Raw genomic sequence first — 16,815 nt, 5'->3', positions numbered from 1 at the left:
ATTTTTTAACAGATGTCTTTGGCGCCTAAGTTTAATTTAAAACGCTCATATGGCGAGAATATTGGCGCTGACTTCAAGGCGGCATTTTAGCTTAAAAATGTTAAATTTGAAATACGCTAGTTTGGACTAGTGTTGGTTTTTCTGATTATTTATTCTGCTATAACTAAGTATTAATCCTAGAGCGCGCTGAGTTTTGCACAGAGAACACAGAGGGATTGTTAATCTGTTTACTACCTAATCAAAGAGTCACTATTTCTTTCCGGCCTCAGTGATTTGACCAGCATAATGTTATGAATAATAACAGTTTTAAACTTGAACCTTTTGAGATTGTGATAGAAGTGGGCTGTGTGATGACCGCTCTATTTAGTTTGTTGTTGTATGAGCGGCCTATGTTGCCCTGGATCACCAAGCCTTATTTATGTTTATTTGCCTTTCAAGCGCATATTGCTGGAGAGATAATGGATATAGAACCTGATAGAAAAGCTGGAAAGAAAACGACTACTGCTTTTATTGGACGCCCAAACGCTTAAGGTTTAATGCTCGATCTACTATTATTAGAAATGCTTATTTTGAGTGTTGGATTTCAGGATTATGTATTGTCTAGTTTTTTAATGGTGTTTTCTGCTTGGCTAGTATTCGATATTTTTATCTTTTTTAAAGAAAATCCGTTTACCCTTGCTAAAATGAAGCTCTTTGGCTGGGCGATGAATCTATCTGCAGTATTGTCCATGCTTTGGGTGTTGTGTTCTGGTGAATTATTGACGCCAGTAATTTAGCCTGCTCCCGATATCTTATTCTTATTTTGGTTATTTAATTTCATACAATAGCCTTATTTTTACCCCCTTAAAATTTCCAAAGCAATGAGCAAGTATCATTTTAACGATATAGAGAAAAAGTGGCAAGATTACTGGGCGAATAACCAGACGTTTGCCGCCAAGAATGACAGTGAAAAGCCTAAGTATTATGTGCTAGATATGTTTCCTTACCCAAGTGGTGCGGGATTACATGTAGGGCATCCACTGGGCTATATTGCGAGTGATATTTATGCGCGTTACAAACGGCATCAAGGCTTTAATGTGTTGCACCCGCAAGGCTATGATTCTTTTGGATTACCTGCAGAGCAATACGCGATACAAACTGGGCAACATCCTGCAGATACTACGCGAGTGAACATTGAGGGTGGTGTAGATAAGGCTGGAAACGCCATTGCTGGGTACCGAAAACAATTAGATAAAATAGGCTTTTCGTTTGATTGGTCTCGTGAAGTACGCACATCAGATCCAGCATATTATAAGTGGACACAGTGGATTTTTATTCAATTATTTGAGAGTTGGTTTAACAAAGAAACGAACAAAGCTGAAGATGTAAAAACGTTAGTGTCGCATTTTGAGAACTTCGGAAATGCCACAGTTCAAGCAATTTGTGATGACACCGTGGAGATTTTCACAGTGTCCGCATGGAACGGTTATTCTGAGACTAAAAAACAAGAAATTTTATTACAATACAGACTTACCTACCTAGCCGAAACAGAAGTAAACTGGTGTCCAGCTCTGGGTACCGTTTTAGCAAATGACGAAATAGTAAATGGTGTAAGTGAACGCGGCGGCCATACCGTAGTGCGTAAAAAAATGACCCAATGGAGTATGCGAATTTCTGCCTATGCAGAGCGTTTGTTGCAAGGGCTAGACGTTATAGACTGGAGTGAATCTATTAAAGAGACACAGCGTAACTGGATTGGGAAATCTGTGGGGGCGACTGTGTCATTTGCTGTGCAAAACTCAGATTTTAAAATTCCAGTTTTCACAACGCGTCCCGATACTATTTTTGGTGTTTCGTTTATGACGCTTGCTCCAGAACATGAATTAGTAGATCAAATTACAACTCCAGAACAAGAAGCGGAGGTTAAAGCATACAGAGAAGCAACCTCAAAAAGAAGTGAGCGCGAACGTATGGCAGATGTAAAAACCATAAGCGGGGTATTTACCGGCACTTATGCAGAACATCCATTCTCAAAAGAACCTATTCCTATTTGGATTGGGGATTACGTATTAGCTGGCTATGGAACAGGGGCTGTCATGGCTGTGCCGTGCGGTGATCAACGAGATTGGGATTTTGCAAAGAAATTTGATATTGACATTCCTAACGTTTTTGAAGGAGTAGACATTTCCGAAGCTGCATACACAGATAAAGAAGGAACCGTGATTGCTAATAGTGATTTTTTAAACGGTCTGAAATATAAAAAAGCATTGAAACTCGCGATTTACGAGTTAGAAAAACTAGAAGCAGGAGAAGGCAAAACAAATTATCGTTTGCGTGATGCCGTGTTTTCTAGACAGCGATATTGGGGAGAACCGTTCCCGGTATATTATGTGGACGGAATGCCGCAAATGATTGCAAAAGAACATTTACCTATTCGCTTGCCAGAAGTTGAAAAGTATTTACCTACAGAAGAAGGAGAGCCGCCATTGGGAAGAGCAGATGTATGGGCGTGGGATTCAATTAATAATAAAGTGGTTTCAAATGAACTGCGTCACCCTGAGCTTGTCGAAGGACAAGTTCATGATGGTGTATATCCTTTAGAACTTAACACGATGCCAGGATGGGCGGGAAGTAGCTGGTACTTTTTTAGGTACATGGATGCGAATAATGAAGAAACCTTTGCTAGTCAAGAAGCATTGGACTACTGGAAAAATGTAGACCTATATATAGGAGGAAGCGAGCACGGAACGGGACATTTACTATACAGCCGTTTCTGGGTAAAGTTTATGAACGACAGAGGGTTTGTAAATGTAGATGAGCCGTTCAAGAAAATGATTAACCAAGGGATGATTTTGGGGAATAGTGCATTTGTAAGTAGGATTGAAGGCACAAATACATTCATCTCTACTTCCAAGATTACGAAGGAAACCATTCAGGTATTACACGTAGACGTTTCTTTAGTAAATACCTCAGATGAATTAGATATTGAAGCTTTTAAAAATTGGCGTGAAGAATTTAGGGATGCAGACTTTGTCACAGAAGAAAACGGAGCATTTAAAGTAAGCCGAGAGGTTGAAAAAATGTCTAAGTCAAAATACAATGTTGTAAATCCTGATGAGATTTGTGATACATATGGTGCAGATACCTTGCGCATGTACGAGATGTTTTTGGGGCCTTTAGAACAGGCAAAACCTTGGAATACGGCAGGGCTATCTGGAGTGCACTCTTTCTTGAAAAAGATGTGGAAGTTATATCACGGTGGAGAGAATGAAAGCTTTCATGTTTCCGAAGGAGAAGGAACAAAAGATGCTTTTAAAACACTGCATAAAACGATTAAGAAAGTACAAGAAGATATTGAGAACTTCAGCTTTAATACTTCGGTGTCTACGTTTATGATTGCTGTGAATGAGTTGACGGCGATGAAATGTAATTCGCGTGAGGTTTTAGAGCCATTGGTAGTTTTGATTTCGCCATACGCACCGCACATTGCGGAAGAGTTTTGGAATAAGTTGGGTAATAATGAGAGTGTGGCAACTGCTCCTTTCCCTGTTTTTGATGCGACTCACTTGATAGAAAGCAGTAAGGAATATCCTATCTCATTTAATGGTAAGATGCGTTTTACGTTGGAAATGTCACTAGAATTCGGAAAAGACGAAATTGAAAAGACGGTGATGGCACATGAGAAAACACAATTTTACTTAGAAGGACGCACGCCTAAAAAGGTGATTGTGGTGCCTGGGAAAATTGTAAATATAGTGGGGTAAAAATCCCTTCGGAAGTGAATGTTTAGACAATTTATTTAAAATAATCTTAAACTTTTCACAAGCTTCTAGAGGCTTGGTATGGCACTTATGTAATTTCACTATCTTTATAGTAAGGGTTATATGCCCTTTATACTTTATAAAACATAAATACATAAGATGATAGGATATTACATGTTAGCCGGCGTTATTTTCTTGGTGAGCACCTTTGTGAGCAGAAAGCTTAAAAGCAAGTTCAAACATTATTCTCAAGTTTCATTGCGCAATGGAATGAGCGGAAAAGAAATTGCAGAAAAAATGCTTGCCGACAATGGAATCACAGATGTGGAAGTGATTTCTGTAAAAGGAGAATTGACAGACCATTACAATCCAGCCAATAAAACAGTAAATTTAAGTGAAGTGGTGTATTCGCAAAGAAACGCCGCTGCCGCTGCCGTGGCATCGCACGAGGTGGGCCATGCGGTACAGCATGCAACAGCTTATAGTTGGTTAAAAATGCGTTCTGCCATTGTGCCTGCAGTTGGTATTTCAAGTAAGCTATCGAATATCGTAATTATGGTAGGCCTTGTATTGTCTGCTACCGGAACTGTATTTGGCTCTACCGTGTTTCTTGTTGGGATTGCATTATTTGCCGTTACAACGGCCTTCACAATGATTACATTGCCTGTAGAATACGATGCAAGTAATCGCGCTTTGGCTTGGTTAGAAAGTGCTAAGATGGTTACATCAGAAGAGCACGCCGGAGCAAAAGATGCTTTAAAATGGGCAGCTAGAACGTATCTTGTGGCCGCTTTAGGGTCGCTAGTTACACTTCTTTATTTTGTGAGTATTTATATGAATAGAAGATAAATAAAATCATAAAAAGAAAGAGTCGCAGCTTTTATCTTGTCAGAGTTAAAAGATCATATATGATATGACAATGAGTTTGGTTAATAGTGAAGAAACCTTTCAAGTCTTAATAGAATTGAAAGGTTTCTTTCTTTATAATAATTCAATATTACCCAACCACTCTTTCAGGATTGTACCCTAAATAAGGAACTTCTCTTTCCGTAAAATTGATGCCGTATGCTTCTAGTTCTTTTAAGATAGGTTCATATACTTCTCTTTTAATAGGAAGCTGAACGCCGGGTGTTGTAATTTCTTCGTTTAATATTTTTATAGCCGCGATAGCAACAGGGAGCCCTACTGTTTTTGCCATAGAGGTGTAGGTTTGGTCATCACCTATGCAAATCATATTACTGTCTATCTGGTATTTCTTTCCGTCAAGTTCGTAGCCAAACTTATGATACATAACGATCATATCTTTATCCTCTGGTGCAAGTGTCCAACTGTCCATCAATATTTTTTGAAGACATTGTGCTGGTGTTGCATCTTTTAAGCCGATTACTTTTTGATTACTTAAGATGTCAAGATCTACTAATTTTTCCCACATTAAGTCATCTTGATCAATCTTTAAACTGTGTCTTAATTTTAGCTCTACACTATCAGTAGGTGAGTAAGGCAAGAAACAATTTATAAAGTCTCTATATGTAAGGGTTGCGCTATTAGGTAATTTATAGGTGTCGTCTGTCAAGCCTAATTGTACAAACATATTCCACGCCTTGCTAAAACCTACGCGACGTATGGTTCCGCGATATAATGTGAGAATGTCCTTAAGTCCATAAATAGCTTTGTATTGTAAGGAGTTTCTATTAGCGTAAACTTCAAATTTGCCATAGCCATCAACTTCGATAAACTCGGTTCTTCTAAACAGTCGATTATACGGGATATATTTGTATTTTCCTTCTTGTTTAAACTCTGCAGCTCCGCCTTGTCCAGCAAGTACTACGTTGCGAGGGTTCCAGGTAAATTTATAGTTCCAAAGGTTGTTGTCGCTTTCTGGTGCTACGAGACCTCCAGTAAAACTTTCAAACAATAACATTTCTCCACCTTTATCTTTAATGCGATCTATAATTTGCATCGCACTCATATGATCTATTCCTGGGTCGAGTCCAATTTCGTTCATAAATACAAGGCCTTTTGCTTTTGCTTTTGGGTCTAGTAGTTTCATCTCATTACTCACATACGATGCAGTCACTAAGTGTTTTCCAAACTCAATACAGTCTTTTGCAACCTGAATATGAAAACGCGCGGGCAACATAGAAATCACAAGGTCTGCATTTTCAACCGCTTCACGACGTTGAGGATCGTTAAAGACGTCGAGTAAGATACCGCGCCCATTAGGATGTCCGCTCGTAAATTTTTGAGCGTTTTGGACATTGAGATCTCCTATGGTTAAGAACAACTCTTCCGCTTCACTTTTTTCAAGTAAATACTTGATTAAACTTGTAGCAGAACGGCCTGCACCTATGATTAAAATATTTCTCATCTAGTGGGTTTTTGATTACCTTTATGGTGTGAAAATTAGTCATACGAAAGTACTAAAATCACCACTGAGAAATTAGTAAAAATGAATAAAAAAATAGTTGTCACAGCCGCCATTCTCGCCGCCATTACTATCGCGATTGGAGCTTTTGGCGCACACGGTCTTAAAAAACTAGTAGATGCGTCATCACTCGCAAGTTTTGAAACTGGAGTTCGCTACCAGATGTATCACGCACTCGCTTTGTTTGTTATTGGTCTCACGCCTAGTATTTCTGAAATACTAAAACGTCGCATTTTCTGGCTTTTCATTGGAGGAATAGTCTTGTTTTCTGGGTCTATCTATATTTTGTCCTTGCAAGAAGTGTTGCTGTTTTCAGTAAAATGGAGCGCATTTGCGACTCCTTTAGGTGGTTTGTCCTTCATTATAGGTTGGGTGTGGCTCGCAATAGGCGTGTTTAAGAGCAACTAATGTTTTAGCATATTTTAACGTACGCTAAAATATTATTGTTCGAAGGATGAGTTGAAAATCAAATTTATTAACAATTTACCGTGATAATTAAGCCGAATTAAAGAAGGTATATAGTGCTATTTTGTTACTTTTGTAGTGCAACAATTAAAAATGTATGATGGCCCAAAACCAAACTACGAAATCGATTTCGGTCGAAAAATATGGTATTAAAAATGCCAAAATTAACTACCAACTTTCTGCGGAAGCACTTCACAACGAAACAATATCAAAAGGACAAGGAACAGAGGCTAACAGTGGTGCGCTTGCGGTTAATACAGGTGAGTTTACCGGTCGTTCTCCTAAGGATCGTTTCATTGTAAAAGACGATGTGACTAAAGATAAAGTATGGTGGGGAAATATAAATATCCCCTTTTCTCCAGATAAGTTTGATGCCCTTTATAATAAGGTAACAGACTATCTCTCTGAAAAAGAAATTTATGTACGTGATAGTTATGCGTGTGCAGATCCAGATTATAAGTTAAATATACGTGTAGTTACAGAGCATCCTTGGTCTAATATGTTTGCCTTTAACATGTTTTTACGCCCTACGGAAGTAGAGCTCGACGGTTTTGATCCAGAGTGGTTGATTATTAACGCGCCCGGCTTTATGGCTGATCCTGCATTAGATGGCACGCGCCAGCACAACTTTGCAATTTTAAATTTTACCAAAAAAATTGCTTTAATAGGTGGAACTGGTTATACTGGCGAGATTAAAAAAGGAATTTTCTCTGCACTTAACTTTATTCTTCCAGTATATAAGAACACACTGCCTATGCATTGTTCTGCTAACGTAGGAGAGAATGGAGAGACTGCAATTTTCTTCGGTCTTTCTGGAACAGGAAAAACAACACTTTCTGCAGATCCTAATCGTAAGTTGATTGGTGATGATGAACACGGGTGGACAGCAGAAAATACGATTTTCAATTTTGAAGGTGGTTGTTATGCAAAGGTAATTAACCTCTCTTCAGAAAATGAACCAGATATTTATCACGCGATTAAACCAGGAGCAATTCTAGAAAACGTGATGATGAATGATAAGGGAGAAGTAGATTTTGCAAATACAAGTATTACACAAAATACGCGCGTAAGCTACCCTATTTATCATATTGATAATATTAAGGAGCCTTCTGTAGGGAAGAACCCTAAAAATATATTTTTCTTAACAGCAGATGCCTTTGGCGTATTACCTCCTATTTCAAAGCTAACGCCAGGTCAAGCTGCCTATCACTTTATTAGCGGGTATACGGCAAAAGTAGCTGGAACAGAAGCTGGAGTTACGGAACCAATGCCAAGTTTTTCAGCTTGTTTTGGGGCGCCTTTTATGCCTTTACATCCTACTAAATATGCAGAAATGCTAAGTAAAAAAATGAAGGATTCTGGTGTGAATGTTTGGTTAGTTAATACTGGATGGACTGGAGGTCCTTATGGAGTAGGTACTAGAATGAAATTAAAATACACCAGAGCCATGATTACTGCGGCAATGGATGGAGCACTAGAAGAAGCAAATAAAGATAAATACCACACGCATTCTGTTTTTGGATTGGCGCAGCCTAGGGTGTGTCCAAATGTTCCTACACAAGTATTGAGTCCTAGAGCCACTTGGAATAATGATGAAGGATACTATAAGACTGCAAATAAATTAGCGGCTTCGTTTAAAGATAACTTTAAGCAGTTTGAAGAGTATGCTAATGAAGAAATCTTAGCAGGGGGCCCACCAACGGTCTAATTGCAAATTTCTATTAAACAAAAAGAGAGCTGAATGTAAACATTCAGCTCTCTTTTTGTTTAATAATTTAATGGTACAAGTGCCCAAGTAAGCTGAGCGGAGTCGATTTTACTTCTTATTATTCTCCCTGATGTACTTCTCTAGTGCCATCGTCATAGAAGGTGTGTCTGGCGTAGGTGCTTTAATATCAACACGCAGGTCGCTATCTGCAGCTGCTTTTACTGTTGTATTCCCAAATACTGCAATACGCGTTTCCTTCTGATCAAAGTCTGGAAAATTTTGTAGTAATGACTCAATTCCACTAGGGCTAAAGAAAACTAATATGTCATAAAATACATCTCTTAAGTTGCTCAAGTCACTCACCACCGTTCTGTAAAGAATAGCTTGTTTCCAAGATACTTTTAGTTCGTTAAGTACATTAGGCACTTCTTCTTTTAGTTTATCTGTAGAAGGAAGTAAGAATTTTTCGCCCTTGTATTTTTTAATGATTGGTGAAAGCTCAGTAAATGTCCGTTTCCCCACATATATCTTACGCTTTCTATACACTACATATTTCTGCAAGTAATAGGCAACTGCTTCACTCTGACAAAAATACTTCATAGAATCTGGCACCTTGTAACGAAGTTCGTCTGCAATTCTAAAGTAGTGATCTACTGCATTTCTGCTCGTAAGGATAATTGCTGTATAATCGTTAAGATCTATTTTTTGATTGCGAACTTCTTTTCCAGGTACGCTTTCTACATGTATAAAAGGGACAAAGTCAATCTTAACCTTTTGTCTTTCGATTAAGTCAAAATACGGAGAGTTTTCAACCTTTGGCTCAGGTTGGGAAACTAAAATAGTTTTCACTTTCATACGTGTTTTTTTTTTCATTTGAAACTATGTTACTGCTTTATACAGAATCACATAGGGTGCAATTTCCAGAGCGCAAAGATACAATATAAAATACAAGATTTGTGGTGCCAGGACGTTTCTGAAATTTTTATAACTTAAAATGAGCCCAATGCCGTTAAAAGCAACCGCTAGACTAAGAATAAAAAGAAGAATTGTTTGATTTGCACCCAAGGTATACATCAATAAAATGTTACAAAAGAGGAGAAAGATGGCAATATAGTTTCTATAGGTCAATTTTTGATAGAGATATTGATTGATCAAGCCTTCCATGTTAAAGACATTCCCTATTATTTTTTCGATAAATATTTTGACACCAATGAATACAAAGTATATGGCGCAAATCTGAATATACAGCAGCCATAGCTTTTCATCAGTACCATAGCCAACTTCTGTTAACAGCAGATAAATAAAAAATGAAACGGAGAGCAGTTGGACAACAAATAGCAACAGGTTAAATACGTGTGTTAAAGTATCACTTTTTCCTTGTAACAAAAAATATTTATTATTCAGTGGCAAATAAATAAACTCATCGAAACGTTTAGGGAACAAGAACTTGGCTGAAGTCATCAATAGGATGCAGCCTAGAAAAACAAGGGTGATCCAGTCTGATAAGATGCTATGTCGTTCTAAGAGTTCCAAACGTCTGTTTTGTGATGATAAAGGTACGAGAATCGCTCGTAATTGTATTACTAATCCTATAGATATCATCATTAATATCGGTTAAAAAAAGTACCTTTGTAGTCTATGAGCAGCATCAAAAATGCGGTTATAATTATCCCAACCTTTAATGAGATTGAAAATATCGATCGGGTGTTGCGTGCAGTATTTTTATTACAACCAGATTTCCACGTTCTTGTTGTTGATGATGATTCTCCAGATGGCACAGCAGCACTAGTGGAAGGGATGATGGCAGGGTTTCCAGAAACGCTTCACATATTAAAACGAAAAAAAAAGCTGGGATTAGGTTCTGCGTACATTGCAGGATTTAAGTGGGCTCTAGGGAGAACATATGAATACATCTTTGAAATGGATGCAGATTTCTCTCATAATCCTGAGGATCTCACTAGGTTATATAATGCTTGTCACAAAGATGGGAATGATTTAGCCATTGGTTCTCGTTATGTGACTGGAGTAAATGTTGTGAACTGGCCCATGAGTAGAGTTTTGTTGTCTTGGGGAGCATCTAAATATGTTCAGTTTATTACAAGAATGAACATCCACGATACGACGGCAGGATTTATTTGTTATAGACGAAAAGTGCTAGAAACAATAAATCTAGACAAGATTCAGTTTTTAGGGTATGCATTTCAGATAGAAATGAAATTCAAGGCGCATTTGAGTAAATTTAAAATAGTAGAAGTACCTGTAATATTTACAGATAGAACAAAAGGAGAATCAAAAATGAGTTCCGGGATTATTTCCGAAGCTATTTTTGGAGTCTTAAAAATGAAGATCAAAAGTCTTTTTAATCGATACGAGATTTAATGAGGAGCTATTTAATTAAGAATGCAAACATTGTAAATGAAGGAAAGATTTTTCAGGGTGACGTACTTATCCAGAATGATCTTATTGCAGAAATTGCTGAAAGCATAAGTGTGAAAAATAGTGAAACGCAGGTGATTGATGCAGACGGGCATTATCTCATTCCTGGGATGATTGATGATCAAGTGCATTTTAGAGAGCCAGGTTTAACACATAAAGCTACGATTGCTACAGAGTCTAAAGCAGCTGTAGCTGGCGGAATCACTACATTTATCGAGATGCCAAACACGGTGCCTCAAGCAACAACTATCGAATTGCTAGAAGAAAAGTTTGCCATCGCCGCAGAGGATTCTTGGGCTAACTACAGCTTTATGTTTGGTGGTACCAACGATAATCTTTCAGAGATTTTAAAGGTAGATCCTACGAAAGTGGCTGGGTTAAAACTTTTTCTTGGATCTTCTACGGGTAATATGCTCGTTGACGACCCGAAAACTTTAGAAGAAATTTTTAGTAAAACAAATTTGTTAATCTCAGCCCATTGTGAAGATGAAGCTACGATACGCGAAAATCTAGCAAAGGCGAAAGCAGAGTTTGGGGACCATATACCTATTAATCAGCACCCTATTATAAGGAGTGAAGAGGCTTGTTATATATCTTCGTCGCGTGCGATTGCATTAGCAAAAAAGACAGGAGCTAGATTGCATGTATTTCACTTGTCTACTGCAAAGGAGACGGGGCTTTTTAGTAATAAAAAACCGTTAAAGGATAAAAAAATTACAGCTGAGGTTTGTGTGCATCACCTTTGGTTTACGGATAAAGACTATGCAACAAAAGGCACTAAGATAAAATGGAACCCTGCTGTTAAAACAGAAAAAGATCGCGATGGTCTTTGGAAAGCCTTACTCAATGATAAGATAGATGTTATAGCTTCAGATCACGCGCCACACACGCTAGAAGAAAAAGATAACGGGTACTTAGAAGCTCCTTCTGGGGGGCCATTAGTGCAACACGCAGTCGAAGCGCTTTTTGAAATGCACCATAGAGGTAGAATCTCTGTAGAAAAACTGATTGAAAAAATAGCTCATAATCCGGCTATCTTGTTTGAGATAAAGGATAGAGGGTATATACGAGTGGGTTATAAGGCAGATTTAGTTTTGGTTGACCCTAACTCACCGTGGACAGTTTCCAAAGAAAACATAGCATATAAATGTGGATGGTCACCTTTTGAAGGCACAACTTTTAGATCTAGAATAACACATACATTTGTGAATGGAACACTCTGTTACGAACTTGGCAAATATGGCACAAAACCAAAAGCAGAGCGACTAACATTTAATAGATAATGAAAAGTATTTACTTCATATTGATCTTAGTTATGGCAGTGGGTTGCCAAAATGTGAAGTACCCAAATAAACCGGATAATTTGATTCCGGAAGGCAAAATGGTTGAGGTGCTTACCGAGGTCTATCTTAGTAATGCCGTGCGCAGTTATAACATACGCATTGTGCGTGACAGTGGCTATAAACTGGACTCAATGTTGTATGAAAAGTTTTCTATTGATAGCTTACAATTTGCAAAAAGCCACGCATATTATTCATCAGACTTGGAGGTTTACACCGCGATTTTTGAGAAAGTAAAAGCAAAAATGGAAGTGATGAAAGTAGATGCGGACACGCTAAAAGCACGTTACATAGAGCGCCGTCGTATTACTGACTCTATACGCCGTGATAGTCTACGTGCCTTTGAAATGGATAGACTTGAAGATAGTATTCAAGTAATATCACCAGAAAGGATTCGCGCAGTTCAATCCGAAATTGACCTTGAGTATTAAAGTGTTTTGGTTGCTATAAATGCAGTGCTTACTCTTTTAATAGTTTCATCAATATTGCTGTACTCAAACGGCACTGCGATCGTAATTTTACTCCCATCATATTCTGAAATATGCTGCAACGAACGGATACTCTCCTTGTTCAAACTAGTTTTCTTGCCTGTAAAAATACTACCTGTTTTTTGAAAAAACGCAAGCAACTTTAATTGCCAGTCTTTAGCCGAAGTTGTCGGGTTTTTTGCGCCAATATTCTGAGCAATTTGTGTGATGACTTCTTGATATTTGAGGTTCGCGCCAGATAGCAAGAATGACTCATTGGTAATATCGCTTTTCATTAAAAGATGCAAAGCTTTTACAACATCCTTTACATCTACAAATCCTGTCCCGCCTCTTGGATATTTAGGAATCCCCTTTTTTACTTTAGAAAAAAGAGAGCCAGATACATTGTGCCAATGTCCTGCACCTATAATAACACTAGGTTGCACTATAATCACATTAAGCTCTTCTTGAGATCCGCGCCATACTTCCATTTCTGCGCCAAATTTTGATATCGCATACCCATTATTATCGGCTTCGGGATTCCAGTGAGTTTCTTCAGAAATGGAAGAGCCATCTATTGATGCACCCAAGGCAGCCACAGAGCTAACGTGACATAATTTTTTAATGTGATTTGCGATGCAAAGATTAACCACATTTGCGGTGCCTTCAATATTAGTTTTTTTAAGAAGATGGTAATCTGATTCAGAAAAACTTAAAAGTGCCGCGCAGTGATATACTTGGGTTACTCCAATAAAAGCATCCTCAAGTGCTGGTACATCCAAAATATCTGCAGTTACCCAGGTTATCTTATCGAATAGTGCGATCGCATTATACGACTCAAAAACTTGCTTGACTGGATGCAGATTGCTGTCAGGTCGCTTTATAGCACGAGTTGTTTCGTTTTCTTTTAAAAGAAAATATAAAAGATGTGAGCCTACAAGCCCGGTACCGCCAGTTACTAGAATCATAGGGTAAAAATACTCTTTTTAGCAATACTCTTTTATCTTCTTGAGCATCCTACTATCTTTGCTAAAATTCTTAGAAACACTCATAAAATGTGGATGATTAGCTGTACGCTGAATGACTTAAATATAGATAGCATAGCGACTTCCCATTTCTTAAATATAATAGTAGCATGAAAAACTTTGTTGAAGAATTACAATGGCGCGGAATGGTTCACGATGTGATGCCAGATACAGAAACACATCTGTTAGAGCAAATGAGAGCGGCATATATAGGCTTTGATCCTACGGCAGACTCATTGCACATAGGAAATCTAGTGCCAATCATGTTATTGTCATTTTTTCAAAGAGCAGGGCATAAGCCAGTGGCGCTTGTAGGTGGGGCAACAGGAATGATAGGAGACCCGTCTGGAAAATCTAGTGAACGTAATTTGCTAGATGAAAAGACACTGCGTCATAATCAAGATTGTGTAAGAAACCAATTAAGTCAGTTTTTAGATTTTTCGTCTGGTGCTAAGAATGAGGCGGTGATGGTTAATAATTATGATTGGATGAAAGACTTTAGCTTTCTAGATTTTATTCGTGATGTTGGTAAACACATTACGGTAAATTACATGATGTCTAAGGATAGTGTGAAAAACAGATTAACGGGAGAGAACATAGAGGGAATGTCATTTACAGAATTTACCTACCAACTCGTGCAAGGGTATGACTTTTTACACTTGTTTCAAAACCAAGATTGCACCTTGCAAATGGGCGGTAGTGATCAGTGGGGGAATATCACCACGGGAACAGAAATGATTCGCCGTATAGGCGGAGCAAAGGGATATGCGCTTACTTGCCCATTGATTACAAAGAGTGATGGGAGTAAGTTTGGTAAAAGTGAAGGTGGCAATGTTTGGTTAGACGCCAAGAGAACGTCTCCTTATAAATTTTACCAATACTGGTTAAATACCAGTGATGATGATGCCGAAAAATATATCAAGATTTTCACCTTTTTAGACAAAGAAACCATTGGTGCTCTAGTGCACACTCATGGCGAAGCACCGCACCAGCGTGCCTTGCAAAAGAGACTAGCGCAAGAGGTGACTACCACGGTGCATGGTAAAGAAGCCTATGACACGGCTGTTTCTGCTTCTGAAATATTATTTGGGAAATCAACCTCAGATGATTTAAAGAAAATTGATGCAGACACCTTTTTAGATATTTTTGAAGGAGTGCCACAAGCCGAAGTTTCAAGAAAACAATTGACAGAAGGTTTAGATATTATAGGAGCATTAGCAGAACAAACAGGATTCTTAAAATCTAATGGCGAAGCAAGACGCGCGCTTAAGGAGAATAGCATATCTGTTAATAAAGAGAAGGTACAAGAAGGTTATAGTATTTTCGAAGCAGATCTATTAAACGATCGTTTTGTATTGCTCCAACGTGGAAAGAAAAATTACTTTATAATTTCTGTGCTTTAAAACTTATACCGATCATTCACAGAAAAACCCTCCATTTCAAAACTGAAATGAGAGGGTTTTTCATACTAACTAACCAACCAATTATGAAAAATTGTTGCAAACTGCAACATCAATCATGAATTAATATTTAAGTCGGTCAGTTTTCTTCTTCCTTACATTCCTATAAAAAATTCATTACTTCTGGATACGGCACTAAAGAGCTAATAAGAAGTGCAATACTATCTTTTGAAATAAGCGTGATACTTAACAATAACGCGACTACCATAATAGAAACTGCAAGATTGTTCTGTTGTATTTCTTTAAACTCGTTAACGCCTTTGGTCAAGAAACTAAATAAGACAAAAACTGCTGTATTGATAAATAGCGACATTATAAAACCAATAATGAGGTAGAGGCCTGAATACTTCGCGACAGTCATAAAATCTATACTTTCTTGTTGTCTAACAGATAGGCGAACTACGTTTGTAATCGACGGTAAAATCTCACTTAAAATGAGCCCAAGAGATATGATAATCCCAGACATGAAGATAGTGAATGCCATATTGCTGCTTTCCACTTCTTGGTTTTTAAAGAAGAGTTTTTTAAGAATTCCGAAAGAAATATATACAACTATTACGGTAACTACAATGGAGAGAATAATCTCAAATAAGGCTAAGAAAAATAATGAAGTGTTCATAGTTTAATTTTATTAGGTTAATAAATAGCAAAGATTGAAATCACGACAGTGATGTTAAATGTTAGTTTGAAAATTTTGAGTCTTGTCTCCTGGCTCATTTTTCTTTACTTACTCGTCAATACCACATTCCAATGGGTAATGTCATCAAATGAATAAGGCAATTCTCCCGCCTCAAAATACTTGGTCGTTGTTTCCCATACCTTGTATTTCTTTCCTTTATAAATTTTGTGATCTCCTTTTGCAGGTATGTTAATCCCAATGATTGAATGGCGATAAAAATCACTGTTTAAAATGGCGACGTCATAATCAAAGTGTTTTAGAATACTGTAAATTAAAACCGTGCGTGTATCACAGTCTCCTTTTAAGTTTTGTAAAAAAGAAACTGGGTTTTGTATGCCATAGGCAACATTGCCTATACAGCAAGCTGGACAATCTATAAGTACTTGCTTGATGCTGTCTTCATAGTTTTCTGCTGGGAGGCAAGCTTCAGAAAAAACAAGTGAATACGGAATGTCTTGCACGCAAGTAACCACCATCTCTGCAAACTCCATCTGGTTGAGGTTTCGCTCCCCATTAATACGAGCAAATTCTGCAATCACGAGATCTAAAGCGGGACCATCTTTTTTGTCAATATACTGGTAAAGTTTCCCCCAGAAGTTTGGAACGTCTGCAGGTGGGTATTTATTTATGTGGTTGTGTAATTTAGTGTAATCTCTCGCCCTCACAATTAATGAAGCGCTATAAGAACTTCCATAGTTGTCCTGCCAATCTCTATGGCTTTCGAACACAAGAACAGAGTCGTTCTCTATACGCTTCATTGTTTTTGTAACCCCTTCTTCTGGGCTGAGTTGACGATCTGTATTTACGGATAAGCTAGTGAGAAAAGAGTGGCCAGCTTTTAATACAATGAACCCGAAAATTAAAAATAAGGCAACCTGAAGCAATGATTTTTTTGAAGGAAGCCCTAGCCATTTAATCGTTAGAAACCCCGCGGCAACGACAGAAATAACTAATGCAGCTCCTTCTGGAAAAGGAAAAACAATACTCAAGAATAAGAAAATGCCGATGATAAGAAAAAAACCGACCCCTACAAAAAAGCAACCGTTTGTATTATTTTTAGTCTTCGTCAC

At 37.9% G+C, this 16,815-nt stretch carries 16 protein-coding genes; 10 read left to right on the top strand and 6 right to left on the bottom strand.

Going from position 1 to position 16,815, the window contains the following annotated elements; all coding sequences use genetic code 11:
- Positions 1-290: 290 nt before the first annotated feature.
- The 4 genes from ABXT71_RS02320 to ABXT71_RS02305 all read left to right on the top strand — a co-directional run bounded on the left by ABXT71_RS02320 (position 291) and on the right by ABXT71_RS02305 (position 4,589).
- Positions 291-530: a hypothetical protein gene (locus tag ABXT71_RS02320; protein WP_415372188.1), complete on the top strand. Its 240-nt coding sequence runs from the start codon at positions 291-293 to the stop codon at positions 528-530.
- A gap of 6 nt (positions 531-536) precedes the next feature.
- Positions 537-776: a hypothetical protein gene (locus tag ABXT71_RS02315; protein ID WP_415372187.1), complete on the top strand. Its 240-nt coding sequence runs from the start codon at positions 537-539 to the stop codon at positions 774-776.
- Between the two features lie 84 nt (positions 777-860).
- On the top strand, positions 861-3,743 hold the full coding sequence (gene leuS, locus ABXT71_RS02310; protein WP_415372186.1) for a leucine--tRNA ligase: 2,883 nt from the start codon (positions 861-863) through the stop codon (positions 3,741-3,743).
- Positions 3,744-3,899: 156 nt separating this feature from the next.
- Complete coding sequence (locus tag ABXT71_RS02305) at positions 3,900-4,589, top strand: zinc metallopeptidase (RefSeq protein ID WP_415372185.1); 690 nt, start codon at positions 3,900-3,902, stop codon at positions 4,587-4,589.
- Positions 4,590-4,737: 148 nt separating this feature from the next.
- Here the strand turns inward: ABXT71_RS02305 and ABXT71_RS02300 are convergent, their stop codons facing one another.
- On the bottom strand, positions 4,738-6,108 hold the full coding sequence (locus tag ABXT71_RS02300; protein ID WP_415372184.1) for a saccharopine dehydrogenase family protein: 1,371 nt from the start codon (positions 6,106-6,108) through the stop codon (positions 4,738-4,740).
- Positions 6,109-6,189: 81 nt separating this feature from the next.
- Here ABXT71_RS02300 and ABXT71_RS02295 point away from each other — a divergent pair, with 81 nt between their 5' ends.
- Complete coding sequence (locus ABXT71_RS02295) at positions 6,190-6,573, top strand: DUF423 domain-containing protein (RefSeq protein WP_415372183.1); 384 nt, start codon at positions 6,190-6,192, stop codon at positions 6,571-6,573.
- Between the two features lie 154 nt (positions 6,574-6,727).
- Positions 6,728-8,338, top strand: coding sequence for a phosphoenolpyruvate carboxykinase (ATP) (pckA, locus tag ABXT71_RS02290; RefSeq protein WP_415372182.1), 1,611 nt, complete (start codon positions 6,728-6,730; stop codon positions 8,336-8,338).
- A 108-nt stretch (positions 8,339-8,446) separates the two neighbouring features.
- Here pckA and ABXT71_RS02285 read toward each other — a convergent pair whose 3' ends face one another.
- Together ABXT71_RS02285 and ABXT71_RS02280 are read right to left on the bottom strand one after the other, a co-directional pair.
- Entirely contained in the window at positions 8,447-9,193 is a 747-nt protein-coding gene (locus ABXT71_RS02285) for a uroporphyrinogen-III synthase (protein ID WP_415373053.1), read from the bottom strand.
- A 24-nt stretch (positions 9,194-9,217) separates the two neighbouring features.
- Positions 9,218-9,943 carry a DUF4271 domain-containing protein gene (locus tag ABXT71_RS02280; RefSeq protein ID WP_415372181.1) on the bottom strand — a complete coding sequence of 242 codons (726 nt, stop codon included), beginning with the start codon at positions 9,941-9,943 and terminating at the stop codon, positions 9,218-9,220.
- Positions 9,944-9,976: 33 nt separating this feature from the next.
- Between ABXT71_RS02280 and ABXT71_RS02275 the strand changes: the two genes are divergently transcribed.
- Genes ABXT71_RS02275 through ABXT71_RS02265 form a run of 3 tightly spaced genes read left to right on the top strand, consistent with a single transcriptional unit; the run spans position 9,977 to position 12,545 of the window.
- Entirely contained in the window at positions 9,977-10,717 is a 741-nt protein-coding gene (locus ABXT71_RS02275) for a polyprenol monophosphomannose synthase (protein WP_415372180.1), read from the top strand.
- Complete coding sequence (locus ABXT71_RS02270) at positions 10,717-12,057, top strand: dihydroorotase (RefSeq protein ID WP_415372179.1); 1,341 nt, start codon at positions 10,717-10,719, stop codon at positions 12,055-12,057. Before ABXT71_RS02275 ends, ABXT71_RS02270 begins: the two co-directional genes overlap by 1 nt.
- Before the next feature lie 53 nt (positions 12,058-12,110).
- Entirely contained in the window at positions 12,111-12,545 is a 435-nt protein-coding gene (locus ABXT71_RS02265; RefSeq protein WP_415372178.1) for a DUF4296 domain-containing protein, read from the top strand.
- Here the strand turns inward: ABXT71_RS02265 and ABXT71_RS02260 are convergent.
- Positions 12,542-13,549 (bottom strand): NAD-dependent epimerase/dehydratase family protein, encoded by a 1,008-nt coding sequence (locus ABXT71_RS02260; RefSeq protein WP_415372177.1) that lies wholly within the window; start codon positions 13,547-13,549, stop codon positions 12,542-12,544. The two genes, ABXT71_RS02265 and ABXT71_RS02260, sit on opposite strands and share 4 nt — an antisense overlap.
- A gap of 167 nt (positions 13,550-13,716) precedes the next feature.
- Here ABXT71_RS02260 and tyrS point away from each other — a divergent pair, with 167 nt between their 5' ends.
- Positions 13,717-15,009, top strand: coding sequence for a tyrosine--tRNA ligase (tyrS, locus tag ABXT71_RS02255; protein WP_415372176.1), 1,293 nt, complete (start codon positions 13,717-13,719; stop codon positions 15,007-15,009).
- A gap of 160 nt (positions 15,010-15,169) precedes the next feature.
- Here tyrS and ABXT71_RS02250 read toward each other — a convergent pair whose 3' ends face one another.
- Entirely contained in the window at positions 15,170-15,685 is a 516-nt protein-coding gene (locus ABXT71_RS02250; RefSeq protein ID WP_415372175.1) for a DUF350 domain-containing protein, read from the bottom strand.
- 104 nt (positions 15,686-15,789) lie between these two features.
- Positions 15,790-16,815: a hypothetical protein gene (locus tag ABXT71_RS02245; RefSeq protein WP_415372174.1), complete on the bottom strand. Its 1,026-nt coding sequence runs from the start codon at positions 16,813-16,815 to the stop codon at positions 15,790-15,792.

The organism is Patiriisocius sp. Uisw_047, from assembly GCF_047730165.1.
In the GTDB taxonomy this organism is placed as follows: domain Bacteria; phylum Bacteroidota; class Bacteroidia; order Flavobacteriales; family Flavobacteriaceae; genus Patiriisocius.
This window is presented reverse-complemented; position numbering and strand designations above follow the sequence as displayed.

Bases quoted from the DNA above. Each gene is read 5' to 3' on its own strand.
- ABXT71_RS02320 (WP_415372188.1), top strand. From the start codon at position 291: ATGAATAATAACAGTTTTAAACTTGAACCTTTTGAGATTGTGATAGAA.
- ABXT71_RS02315 (WP_415372187.1), top strand. From the start codon at position 537: ATGCTCGATCTACTATTATTAGAAATGCTTATTTTGAGTGTTGGATTT.
- leuS (WP_415372186.1), top strand. From the start codon at position 861: ATGAGCAAGTATCATTTTAACGATATAGAGAAAAAGTGGCAAGATTAC.
- ABXT71_RS02305 (WP_415372185.1), top strand. From the start codon at position 3,900: ATGATAGGATATTACATGTTAGCCGGCGTTATTTTCTTGGTGAGCACC.
- ABXT71_RS02300 (WP_415372184.1), bottom strand. From the start codon at position 6,108: ATGAGAAATATTTTAATCATAGGTGCAGGCCGTTCTGCTACAAGTTTA.
- ABXT71_RS02295 (WP_415372183.1), top strand. From the start codon at position 6,190: ATGAATAAAAAAATAGTTGTCACAGCCGCCATTCTCGCCGCCATTACT.
- pckA (WP_415372182.1), top strand. From the start codon at position 6,728: ATGATGGCCCAAAACCAAACTACGAAATCGATTTCGGTCGAAAAATAT.
- ABXT71_RS02285 (WP_415373053.1), bottom strand. From the start codon at position 9,193: ATGAAAGTGAAAACTATTTTAGTTTCCCAACCTGAGCCAAAGGTTGAA.
- ABXT71_RS02280 (WP_415372181.1), bottom strand. From the start codon at position 9,943: ATGATGATATCTATAGGATTAGTAATACAATTACGAGCGATTCTCGTA.
- ABXT71_RS02275 (WP_415372180.1), top strand. From the start codon at position 9,977: ATGAGCAGCATCAAAAATGCGGTTATAATTATCCCAACCTTTAATGAG.
- ABXT71_RS02270 (WP_415372179.1), top strand. From the start codon at position 10,717: ATGAGGAGCTATTTAATTAAGAATGCAAACATTGTAAATGAAGGAAAG.
- ABXT71_RS02260 (WP_415372177.1), bottom strand. From the start codon at position 13,549: ATGATTCTAGTAACTGGCGGTACCGGGCTTGTAGGCTCACATCTTTTA.
- tyrS (WP_415372176.1), top strand. From the start codon at position 13,717: ATGAAAAACTTTGTTGAAGAATTACAATGGCGCGGAATGGTTCACGAT.
- ABXT71_RS02250 (WP_415372175.1), bottom strand. From the start codon at position 15,685: ATGAACACTTCATTATTTTTCTTAGCCTTATTTGAGATTATTCTCTCC.